At 37.7% G+C, this 12,145-nt stretch carries 7 protein-coding genes and 1 pseudogene; 1 reads left to right on the plus strand and 7 read right to left on the minus strand.

Features of this window, described 5'->3' with window-relative positions:
- Positions 1-95 precede the first annotated feature (95 nt).
- The 5 genes and pseudogenes from D7I46_RS04315 to D7I46_RS04335 form a co-directional block, all read right to left on the minus strand.
- Positions 96-608 (minus strand): helix-turn-helix domain-containing protein, encoded by a 513-nt coding sequence (locus tag D7I46_RS04315; RefSeq protein WP_120771771.1) that lies wholly within the window; start codon positions 606-608, stop codon positions 96-98.
- Between the two features lie 503 nt (positions 609-1,111).
- The gene (locus tag D7I46_RS04320) at positions 1,112-2,365 is read right to left on the minus strand and encodes a diaminopimelate decarboxylase (protein ID WP_120771772.1); all 1,254 of its coding nucleotides are present in this window, start codon (positions 2,363-2,365) and stop codon (positions 1,112-1,114) included.
- A gap of 266 nt (positions 2,366-2,631) precedes the next feature.
- The gene (locus D7I46_RS04325; RefSeq protein ID WP_120771773.1) at positions 2,632-4,074 is read right to left on the minus strand and encodes a glutamate synthase subunit beta; all 1,443 of its coding nucleotides are present in this window, start codon (positions 4,072-4,074) and stop codon (positions 2,632-2,634) included.
- Positions 4,074-8,527 (minus strand): annotated as a pseudogene (gene gltB, locus D7I46_RS04330) (glutamate synthase large subunit). Before gltB ends, D7I46_RS04325 begins: the two are co-directional and overlap by 1 nt.
- Before the next feature lie 112 nt (positions 8,528-8,639).
- Positions 8,640-9,662, minus strand: coding sequence for a branched-chain amino acid aminotransferase (locus D7I46_RS04335; protein WP_120771774.1), 1,023 nt, complete (start codon positions 9,660-9,662; stop codon positions 8,640-8,642).
- 175 nt (positions 9,663-9,837) lie between these two features.
- Between D7I46_RS04335 and D7I46_RS04340 the strand changes: the two genes are divergently transcribed.
- A complete protein-coding gene (locus D7I46_RS04340) occupies positions 9,838-10,590 on the plus strand; it encodes a mechanosensitive ion channel family protein (protein ID WP_120771775.1) in 753 nt (250 codons plus the stop codon).
- A 72-nt stretch (positions 10,591-10,662) separates the two neighbouring features.
- Here the strand turns inward: D7I46_RS04340 and D7I46_RS04345 are convergent, their stop codons facing one another.
- Positions 10,663-10,905, minus strand: coding sequence for a hypothetical protein (locus D7I46_RS04345; protein ID WP_120771776.1), 243 nt, complete (start codon positions 10,903-10,905; stop codon positions 10,663-10,665).
- A gap of 411 nt (positions 10,906-11,316) precedes the next feature.
- A complete protein-coding gene (locus D7I46_RS04350; protein ID WP_120771777.1) occupies positions 11,317-12,093 on the minus strand; it encodes a ribonuclease HII in 777 nt (258 codons plus the stop codon).
- Between the last annotated feature and the right edge of the window lie 52 nt (positions 12,094-12,145).

Here is a 12,145-nt window from a genome sequence, read left to right on the forward strand (position 1 = left end):
GAAACGCTTTCGCCATTGATGACACCTTATTATATCAAAATTTATGTATTTTGTCAGTAGTTTTTGTAATGAAATTTATGTTACTGATGCCTTTTCTAATCTCTGAGTAGCCAGTCTAGTGTGGTTTCTCCCAAATCTGAGATCTCAATGAGATGCTCTATTGATGGAATGAATTGATTATTCTCCATTTCTTCAATAAAATTTGCAGGAACACTAGGTGAAAGAGTCGCTCCAAGCTCTAATTCAGAAAAATTGAGTTCAGTACGAATTTTTTTAATTTTTTCTCCTAGCTTATTGGGAATGTTTGAGTGAGAAAAATCTAAAGATTGATAGGATTTATTTGACATTTCCATGGGATTATCTGGAAAATTACGGACTCTCTGTGATATTTTTCTATTTTTCGAGGAATTTTTTATTTCATTTTCTATCTTGTCCAACAAATCCATATCAGGTTTTTTTCTTAAAAAAAGGATATCTGCTATTAATGTGGCGGGATAGTTTAAATCTTCCGAGAGTTTTAAAATGGAAAGACGATGGTGTCGCATCTCTGCTTTTAACTGTTTTATACGTGTACTGATGCTTACTTGTTCTTTCGTGGTAGTCATCATAGGCTGCTCTCTTCCACAATTGAATTCGTCAATATTAATTTATTTTCTCTTTTAATACTGGCTAAATTCTCACGAAGCATTAGTTTAAATCCCGCGTTAATCTTCTTCTCACTCATAAACTCTCCTTAATTTTATGATTTCTACGAAAAACTACAATTTTTCGGAAAGAAATAGTAATAAAATAGTAATATTATAGAAAGAGAATCTGTCAGCATTATCATTATTTTATCACGATTTATTTGATATTTATCATAATTTTTTAATATTTATTAAGAAATACTAAAGAAAAAGCTTGACATACTATATATGTTTTGTATACTATTAATATAGCCAATGTATTAAATAGATTATTAATTGCTAAAATATCTGATGATTTCTACGAAAAATTGTAGTTTTTTGACCTCTTCGTTTTTATGCGAATGTTTTAGAAAAAGAATGTCATTCCATTACTTTTATTTATAAAAAAAACATACATTTTATTTATAAATGTATGTTTTTTTTTATTAAAATTCAAAACCTTGAAGTGTGGCGAAATAATCTTCTGGTTTCTCTGCTCTGCGAATCATTCGACTTTTCCCATCTTCTTGGAGCAAAATCTCACTACTTCTGAGCTTGGCATTGTACTGATAACCCATTGAAAAACCATGAGCACCTGTGTCATGGATAACAAGTAAATCTCCAATTTCTATTTTAGGAAGTGAGCGTTGTTTAGCAAATTTATCATTATTCTCGCAAAGAGAACCTGTAACGTCATAAATTTCTGTTGCTACATCATTATCTTTACCTGACACACTGATGTGATGGTAGGCATTATAAAATGCTGGACGCATCAGGTTTACAGCACTTGCATCTACACCAACATAGCTTCGATATGTTTCTTTCAAGTGAAGTACTTTTGTGACCAGAACACCATGAGGAGCAAGCATAAATCTTCCAAGTTCTGTGAAAATTTTGACCTCACCCAAACCATTTTGTGTTAAAACTTCATCATAAACCTGATGGACACCCTCGCCAATAATGGCAATATCATTTGCCTTTTCCTCTGGTCGATAGTTCACTCCAATCCCACCTGATAAATTAATAAAATCAAGCGTTACACCTGTTTTTTCATGAATTTCAAGAGCAAGTTCAAATAACTGACGAGCGAGTTCTGGATAGTATTCATTCGTTACAGTGTTTGAAGCAAGGAAACTGTGGATTCCAAATTTTTTCACACCAAGCTGTTGCAAGTCTTTAATTCCTTGAAATAGTTGAGCTTTTGTCATACCAAACTTGGATTCTTCTGGGTTATCCATGATTTTTGTTCCCATTGAGAATACGCCTCCTGGATTATAGCGTAAGCTCATTGTTTCAGGAAATTCAAAGTCTGTCAGTGCTGACAGAAATTTAATATGTTCATAAGCATCAAGATTAATTGTTGCACCAATTTTTTTGGCAAATTTAAACTCTTCAGCTGGTGTATCATTAGATGAAAACATGATTTCAGAACCAGAAAATCCACATTTTTGTGACATTAGCAGCTCCACATAACTTGCACAATCTACTCCGCAACCTTCTTCGTGTAGTATTTTTAAAATTGCTGGTGTAGGTGTCGCTTTTACAGCAAAAAATTCTTTAAAACCTTTATTCCACGCAAAAGCAGTATGAAGTGCGCGTGCTTTTTCACGGATTCCTTTTTCATCATACAAATGAAAGGGCGTTGGATATTCAGCAGTGAGCTGTTCAAGTTGTGTTTTTGTTACAAAAGGGATCTTCATAGTATTCTCCATGTTTTTTCTTTGCTCTATTATAACAAGATGTAAGGCTGCTTGTCCAGAACTCTGTTATACCCAGAGGTGAACGACATCGTCAAGAAATATGGAACGCTCTTGCCTTCTCTCTTGCCTATCAATGGATTTAATTACAAGACATGAACTATTATGAGCTTAGTTCTTACACTGTTATCACTGAAAAAGCTCAAAATATCTTGCTGACAAATTGAGCTTTTACTGACAGAATGTTCTAGTTTACTGATAGACTTTGATCAGTAACTCGTAACCATTTTTGTCAGCTGTTCATCAATAACCTCAGCTGCTTTTCTCCCTTCACGAATGGCCCAGATAACGAGAGAGGGGCCACGCCTTGCGTCTCCAGCAACCAGAATCTTGTCATTATTAGTTGTATAATTATCGTAAATTTCTTTTACCCCGAAAGTGCTCAGTAAATCTTTGTCAGTACTGACAAAACCCATCGCAAGCAATACAAGATTAGCTTCTAGTAATTTTTCAGTACCTGTAACAGGTTTAAAATCTGGACCAACTTCAGCAACTTGTAATGCTTTGATTTGCCCTTGATTATTACTGATAAACTGTGTTGCAGTCATTTTATAAGCAGTCAAATCAATATTTCCCGCAAATTGTGCTTCTTCCTGTCCATAACCTTGTTTTAGAACCATCGGCCATTCTGGCCAAGGATTATTTTCTGTCCGCTCAAAAGGCAAAGGAGGCGTAATTTCAAGTTGTTGAACACGAGTTGCTCCGAGACGAACGGCTGTCCCGATGCAGTCATTTCCTGTATCTCCACCTCCGATAACAATTACTTTTTTTCCTTCAAGTGATTTCGGAACATTATTTTCACCAATCTCGAGTACAGTTTTTGTTGTTTCAGTTAAAAAATCTACTGCAAAACGAATCCCTGATAATTCGCGACCAGCGATAGGTAAATCTCTTGGTACCCCAGCTCCAATTGCCAATATTACTTTATCAAATCGGCTATCTAAATCATCATAACTTAAATCACGTCCAATCTCAGTATTCGCTACAAATTGGACACCTAGTTTTTCCATTAAATCAATTCGTGCCTGAACAACGTCCTTATCAAGCTTCATGTTAGGAATACCATACATCAGCAAACCACCAAAACGGTCTGATTTTTCAAATACCGTGACAGTATGTCCAAGCTGATTAAGCCTCCAGGCTGCAGCTAGACCTGCAGGACCTGAACCAATCACTGCAATTTCAAAACCTGTTGGCTCTGCTGCTTGCCCAGCTTCAAATACCCAACCTGAATCATTGGCTAAATCTCCAAGGAAACGTTCGTTATCTTTAATAGTTATCCCTTCACCATGAAGTGCTTCAGCACAAGATTTTTCACACGGTGCAGGACAAACTCGTCCTGTAAATTCTGGAAATGGGTTAGTTAATACTAGACGTTCATAAGCTTTTTTCTGAACTCCTCTATAAATCAAATCATTCCACTCTGGAATATGATTATCATTTGGACAACCAGAAACTACTCGTTTGCCACCATAAAAGATTCCTTGATGACAAAATGGCACATCACAGTGCATACAGCGCGCTGCTTGTCTTTTTCGTTCTTCTACGGATAAAGGAACTTGCAATTCTGCAAAATCGCGTACACGCTCCGCAACTTCCCTATAAGGATTATTTACTTTTTGATATTTTAAAAATCCATTTGGATCTGCCATTAGATTACCTCCGATACTTTCTCAAAGGTTGCCATCGTAAGCTTTTCGCCTGACAAACCTGTTTTGGCAAGTGTTTCTTCTACATCTTTGATATGATGATATTCTCTCGGATAAACTTTAATAAATTTTTGATGTTCGGTTTCCCAGTTTTCCAAGATATATTGTGCTTTTGTAGAGTTTGTATATTGTAAATGTTTCTTCAACAATATTTGTAATTTATCATCGCCTGTCGTTTCTCCAAGATGATAAAGTTCTACCATTTCATGATTAACTTTTCCTGCAAAATTTCCTGCAACATCATATACATAAGCGACTCCTCCAGACATTCCTGCTGCAAAATTACGACCAGTTGTGCCCAAAATCACTGCAACTCCACCTGTCATATATTCGCAACCATGATCACCTACACCCTCAACAACGAACTCTGCACCAGAATTTCGGACACCACAGCGTTCACCTGCTCTACCTCGGAAATAAGCTTCACCACCGATTGCTCCAAAAAGGGCGACATTCCCAATGATAGAGGTGTTTTCTATGTTATATGCAGCATCAACAGGTGGCTTAATAATCAATCGTCCTCCAGATAGAGATTTTCCAATATAATCGTTTGCCTCACCGATAAGGGTTAACTCCATACCAGCTGTCGCGTAAGCTCCAAAAGATTGCCCAGCAACACCATCATAGCTGTAACGTACTGTAGCATCTTTCAGCCCAAAATTACCATAACGTTCTGCAATCCATCCCGCCATTCTCGCTGTAGCTGTACGATTAATGTTTTTAATTTCTTCATGAACATCCGAAAAAGCACCTGAGTTGATTGCTGATTCCAATGTTGCGTCAAGCTCACGCCAAGGACGACTTTCATCAAATGGATTTTCATGTTTGACAGCGATAGGTAAAGTGTGACCAATCATTCGCTCAAAGTCTAAACCTTGCATCTTATCTGGAAGCTGTTCTTTTTTATGAAGCAACTCTGCATGACCGACAAGCTCGTCAATCGTTCGGAAACCAAGTTCTGCAAGAATTTCTCGCAGTTCTTCTGCCATAAAATGCATCAGACGCACAATATGCTCAGGTTTTCCCATGAAATTTGCACGTAATTTTGGATTTTGTGTCGCAATCCCTACTGGGCAGGTATTCAAATGACAATTTCTTGTCATAATACAACCAATAGCGACTAAAGCAAGACTACCAAATGAATATTCCTCGGCGCCTAACATTGCCGCAACTGCAACATCACGACCTGTCACAACCTTGCCATCAGTTTCTAAAATCATGCGGTCACGCAAATTATTCATTGTCAATGTTTGGTGTGCTTCAGCTAGTCCCATTTCCCACGGAAGTCCTGCATCACGTGTAGAATTTCTTGGACTCGCCCCAGTACCACCATCATAGCCAGAAATAACGACTTTATCAGCACCAGCTTTGACACAGCCTGTAGCGATTGTTCCTACTCCAGTGGACGAAACTAATTTCACATCAATTTGAGCATAGGGATTAACTTTTTTAAGGTCGAAGATAAGCTGAGACAAATCTTCGATAGAGTAAATATCATGATGGGGTGGAGGTGAAATCAAGCTCACACCAGGTGTAGAATTTCTTACTTCTGCAACCCACGGAAAGGCTTTTTTACCTGGCAATTGTCCGCCCTCACCCGGTTTTGCTCCCTGTGAAATCTTAATCTGGATTTCTTCAGCAGACATCAAGTAAGCTGCCGATACACCAAAGCGACCTGAGGCAACTTGTTTGATTTTAGAATTAAATGTAGTACCATAACGTTTCGCATTTTCTCCGCCTTCTCCAGAGTTTGACTTGGCGCCAATGGAATTCATCGCTTCAGCTAGGCATTCATGCGCTTCTTTGGATAGTGATCCGAAGCTCATTGCACCGATTTTAAATCGCTTGACAATGTTTGAGGCAGGTTCAACTTCCGCTAACGCTATTGGTTTACGATCGGATTTGATTTCCCAGATATGCCGCAGACTTGTTGGATGTTGTTTCGCTTCGTCAGTCAAATATCCTGTATATTTTTTAAACTTTTGATAATCATTTTGACGGACAGCATTTTGGATTTCATAAATCATGATTGGATCATAAATATGATGTTCTCCACCATCTTCAAGCGAACGATACTGAAAGCTTCCGCCTGTTTCAAGTAAGTCATTTGCACGATGACCATACGCTTTTTTATATCTAGCACGATATTCATCTTCTATTTGTGCCAATGAAAGTCCGCCGATTCTTGTGCTCGTCCCTGTAAAATATTTGTCAACAACTTCTTTTGATAAACCAATGGCTTCAAAAAGCTGAGCCCCTTTATAGCCGACAATGGTTGAAATCCCCATACGACTCATGACTTTCACAATTCCTTTTTCAGCAGCATGACGATAATTTTCAAGTTGTTCGGGTGAGCCCATTTCCCAATCTGATAGTGTCGCATAAGCACCGTAAGGATGAATTGCAGATGCGCCATACCCACAAGTGTTGCAAAGTGATGGACTTCGGAAACTTCTGCTGTATCTAAAACAATCGCAAATTTTGATGCGGCACGTCTTCCAAGCATATAGTGATATAATCCTGATAAAGCAAGCAAAATGGGCATTGGCACCCTTCCTTTTTCAAAGGCTCTATCACTCAGAACAATGATTGTCGCACCCGCATTGACGAGTCCTTCGACTTTATAAAACAATTTATTTAGCGCATTTTCTAAAATGTCATTTTCATCATACAACGTAGAAACAACTTCTGCGTGGTATTGAGGTTCTTTTAGTGCTAAAATCTTTTCAAAGTCTGTTGTTGAAAGGACTGGGCTTGTTAATTTGAGTTTACGAATATTGTCACTGCTGATAGAAGCTGGATTACCATCTTCACCAAGATAAGTTTCTGTGCCAATAACAATCTGCTCTCTAATCGCATCTATGGGTGGATTAGTGACCTGAGCAAATTGTTGTTTGAAGAAGTTATAAAGTGACTGCGCTTGTTCTGACAAAACAGCTAATGGCGCATCAAATCCCATTGATATTGTAGGCTCTGCTGCATTTTCTGCCATTGGTAACATAACCGTACGAATCATTTCGTCATTGTAGCCAAACAGTTTCCACATTGCTTTAATGCTTGCTGACGGAATTTTGTCAGTAGATATTTTTTCTGTCAGTGCTGACAGATTTTTTAAACCTGCTGATAGCCAATCTTGGTAAGGATATTTACTCGCATAATATTTTTTGACTGCATCATTTCTTATCATTTCGCCTTTGTCAGTGTTGACCAAAATCATATTACCTGGACCAAGTACTGATTTTTCAACGATTTGATTGGCTGGAATATCCACAACACCAGACTCTGAAGATAGAATGATAAAATTATCTTTTGTAACAAGATAACGGCTTGGTCGTAGCCCGTTTCTGTCAAGTCTGGCACCAACAGTTGTTCCATCAGTAAATACAAGCGCAGCTGGACCGTCCCAAGGTGCGATATGTGCCGTACTGTATTCGTAAAATGCTTTTAGTTCAGGAGCCAAACCTGTATTTTCCCCCCAAGCTTCTGGAATCATTGCAAGTAAACTCTCGGGCATTTCTCGCCCGTTTCTATAAAGATACTCCATACAATTTTCCAGTTTTGCTGAGTCAGAGTTCTCAGAGTTATACATCTCAATATCATGAACTTTCATCCAATTTTCAGCACCACGTAACGTATTAATTTCGCCATTATGCGCTAAAAAACGGAAAGGCTGCGCCCGATTCCATGATGGAAAAGTATTTGTAGAAAAGCGACTGTGTGTCAAAGCAATATGGCTTTTAAAAGTTTCATCAGATAAATCTGGATAGAATAATTTAACCTGATAAGCGTGCAACATTCCTTTATAGACCACTGTCTTACTTGACAAAGAACAAATATACAAGTCATTTTCATCGAATCTTTTTTCGAGTGAACGACGAATATCAAATAAATCACTTTCAAAATCTTTGTCGGCACTGACATTTTTTTGTTCAATGAACACTTGCACAAAAGCAGGCATAATTTTTTGAGCAGTCAATCCGCATGATTCATAATGAAAAGGAACTGCACGTGTGAATAAAACTTCATGCCCCTGCGCTTTTACTGCGGCAGTAATGGATTCTAATGCTTGCCTTTGCTTGTTTTCTTGACGTGAAAGAAAGAATTGCCCTACTGCGTAGTGTCCTTTCGCTGGAAGTTTTACTTTATTTTCCTCGGCTATTTTTACAAAAAATTCATGCGGTAAAGCAAGTAAAATCCCTGCTCCATCTCCTGTTTCCGGTTCGGCACCTGTCCCCCCTCTATGATTCATCCGTTTAAGCATAGTAAGTGCGTGTTCAACAAGTTGATGACTTGCCCTACCATCAATTTGAGCAATAAAGCCCATTCCACAAGCATCCGACTCAAAGTCTGGCTGCCACAAAGTTGTTTTCAATGCTTTTTTTGCTTCAGCTTTCATTTCTTTCCCTCTCAGTCATTAAATTTTGATAATTGATTATTTTCTGACTATTATCTGGTTTAAAAAAGCGGAAAACCGCTTTTGATTTTTACTCATTTGATATGAATCACTCTTAATTTACTTTAACAATCCATCCATCAGGTGCTTCTACATCACCAAATTGAATACCAACAAGTTCATCATATAAACGTTTAATGGTTGGTCCAACCTCTGTTTCCGAATGAAAAACATACTGTTTTTCTCCATCATCAATACGTCCAATAGGTGAAATAATAGCAGCTGTTCCACAAGCACCAGCTTCAACAAATTGATTCAAATCACTCACAGGAACATCTGTTTCAATTGCTTTCAAACCCAGACGATGTTCTGCCAAATATAAGAGTGAATATTTAGTAATTGATGGCAAAATAGATGGACTCAACGGCGTAATAAATTCATTTTCCGCTGTAATCCCAAAGAAGTTTGCTGCTCCGACTTCTTCAATTTTTGTATGTGTTGCTGGATCAAGGTAAATGGCATCAGCATAACCCGCTTTCTTAGCACCAACTTCTGCTTGGAGCGATGCAGCATAATTTCCTCCAACTTTTGCCCCACCTGTCCCCAAAGGAGCAGCACGGTCATAATCGCGCGAAATAACAAAATTTGATGGTGCCAAACCACCTTTAAAATAAGAACCTACAGGCATTGCAAAAACAGTAAAAAGATATTCATCCGCAGGTTTCACCCCAATAATATCTCCAATCCCAATGAGAAGCGGACGAAGATAAAGCGTCCCACCTGTACCATAAGGAGGCACAAAATCTTCATTAGCTTTAACCACTTGCTTGACTGCATCAATAAACATTTCTGTTGGAACTTCTGCCATGCACAAGCGACGAGCTGTTTTTTGGAGTCGTGCTGCATTTTGGTCTGGACGAAAAAGCTGGATTGAGCCATCTTTTGTGCGATAAGCTTTCAGTCCTTCAAAACCTTGTTGACCATAATGTAGAGCAGGAGAAGATTCACTAATATGGAGTTGATTGTCTCCTGTTAGTTCTCCTGTACTCCATTGTCCATCTTTATAGCGGGCAATATAGCGAAATGGTAAGTTTGTATAGTTAAATCCTAAGTTTTCCCAATCTAAATCAATCGTCATAACATCCTCCGAAAATTTTCTGTTATAATAGATTATATTATTTTCTGAAAAGGAAAACAAGAAAATATTCAGAATTTTTATTAAAAATTCAGTCAATGTTCGGTTTTGTTTTGATAAAACAGCATAATACCAAGCTTTCATAGCCTTTAATAAAAATATCAGCGATTGGAGAATTATGAACTTTTTAAAAATAAATTGGGAAGATTTAGGCGCGCTTCTCCTTGATAAATTAATCACTATTATCCTTGTCAGCCTACTTTTTTTTATTCTTTATCAAGCTGGAACTCGAATTGTAAAGCGACTTTTCAAAAACTATAGCGAACAAAAATGGACGGATACTTCTCGAATTTTAACACTCTCTAGACTTACAACCAGTGGCATCCATTACCTTACCGTTTTTCTATATATCTACACGGTTCTTGGGCTTATCGGCATTCCTGTAGGCAACGTTTTAGCTGGCGCTGGAATTATTGGTGTGGCACTTGGCTTTGCGGGACGTGATTTAGTTGCTGATATTATCAATGGATTTTTTATCATTGTTGAACATCAAATTAATGTTGGCGATACTGTGGCCTTTTCTGGTTTAGATATTGAAGGAATTGTCAAAACTGTAGGTATCCGCTCTATTACTGTCATTGGGGCAGATGGCGCAACTACTTTTATCCCAAATCGTAACATTGCCGCACTAAAAAACTACTCTTATACGGCTCGCACAGTCAATCTTGATGTTCCTGTAGACCTGTCAGTACTGACAGAAACAAAAGCACATATTTTATCAGTAAATGCTGATTATCCGCAAGTTAAATTCGCAGGAATTATTAATCATGAAGAAAAATTATTTATCCGTAGCACATTAACTGCTTCATCAGCCGAACTTCCAGCTTTAAAAATGGAAATTTTAGATAAATATTATGACAACTCATACTGACAGGTTTGTAAATTTACTGACAGAACATTTGTCAGTTACTATAAAAAAGCGTGAATCAATTTTCACGTTTTTTCAATACTGTCCAGTCAAAAATTTCTCTAAACTAGCAACTGTTTTGATTTGGTAGTCCGTTTTACTTGCATTATTCTCCAAGTAGCCCTGCTCATAGCCTGTCACAATAAACTTAGCCATCTGCTTACCATTCATCAGTAACTCATACGATTGGTCTTGTTTTTTCAAAACATAAGCTCGATACTTGGAAGAACCTGACTCCTCTGCATTTTCAACCAATTTTCTAATCAATTCAGTATCCATTTCATCTCCTTTTCGAGGTTAAACTCAACTGCTTGAAACAAATGATAGCAATCTTGAAAGAAAAATCCCTCGTTAAATTCTTTAAAATATAATTACAAAGCCATTGTAGCAAAGCTAAAGCGATTTTTCAAGAACTTATAGGAAATTCATTGAAGACGCATTACTTCGAATTTCGTCCGACAGCCATGGAACACTAATGCTTTGCGCCTTGACTTGTGGTTTTAACTTTTACTCTTGCTTTTAGCAGCCAAGCAAGCAGTCTGCAAAGCACAGATTAGACAACAAAGCAAAGTGGTGTTAGCACTTAAGTTCCTTGGATAAGAACATTTTTTAGTCACTTAGTTGTTGCCACTAGAGGTTGGGCCTTAAATTCACCAGCGAGTCAAAATTTTTCCTGAATAAGTCTTGACTTCATTTTTCAGATTCAACCATAGACTTAATCGGTTCGTAGGATTTTCGGTGAATAGGTGTAATTCCCAACTCTGTCAGTGCTGACAGATGTTTTGCTGTACCATAGCCAACATTATTTTCAAAATCATAACCAGGAAATTCAAGAGCAAACTCTGCCATCATCTCATCACGTGTCACTTTTGCAATAATTGAAGCCGCAGCAATCGAAAGCGATGTTGCGTCCCCATGAATAATCTTGGTCTGCGGTATCGCAATATCAAGTACCATCGCATCAATCAACAGATGTTCTGGGACAACTTTCAAATTTTCCACCGCCTGTAACATTGCGATTTTTGTCGCTTCATAGATATTTACTTCATCAATTTTTTCGTGACTGACCACTCCAATTCCGATAGCGATAGCTTGTTTTTGTATTTCATTAAATATCGTATGATGCTTTGATTTTGGTACTTTTTTACTATCATTCAAATCTCTAATTTTACAATTAGGAGGCAAAATCACCGCTGCCGTCACTACTGGTCCTGCAAGTGGTCCTCGTCCCACTTCATCAATTCCAGCAATTAACTCAATGCCTTGCGCATATAAATTCCGCTCAAATTCAAGCATTTTTTCCAAACGTTCATTTTCTGCAAATTCCGCAAGAATTTGTTTTTTTCGAGCCTTGATTGCCAAATGAACACCTGAGCGTGAATCAGCTTCAAAAATCTCAAATTCAGGTGCTGACAAGTCTGTCAGTTCTGACAATTGTTCTTTAATTTCTTTAATCGTTTGTCCCATTTTTATAAATTCCCATTTTCAAGAAAAAATTACTGACAAGATTTTGTCAGCA

It is taken from the genome of Lactococcus allomyrinae, from assembly GCF_003627095.1.
Lineage (GTDB): Bacteria > Bacillota > Bacilli > Lactobacillales > Streptococcaceae > Lactococcus > Lactococcus allomyrinae.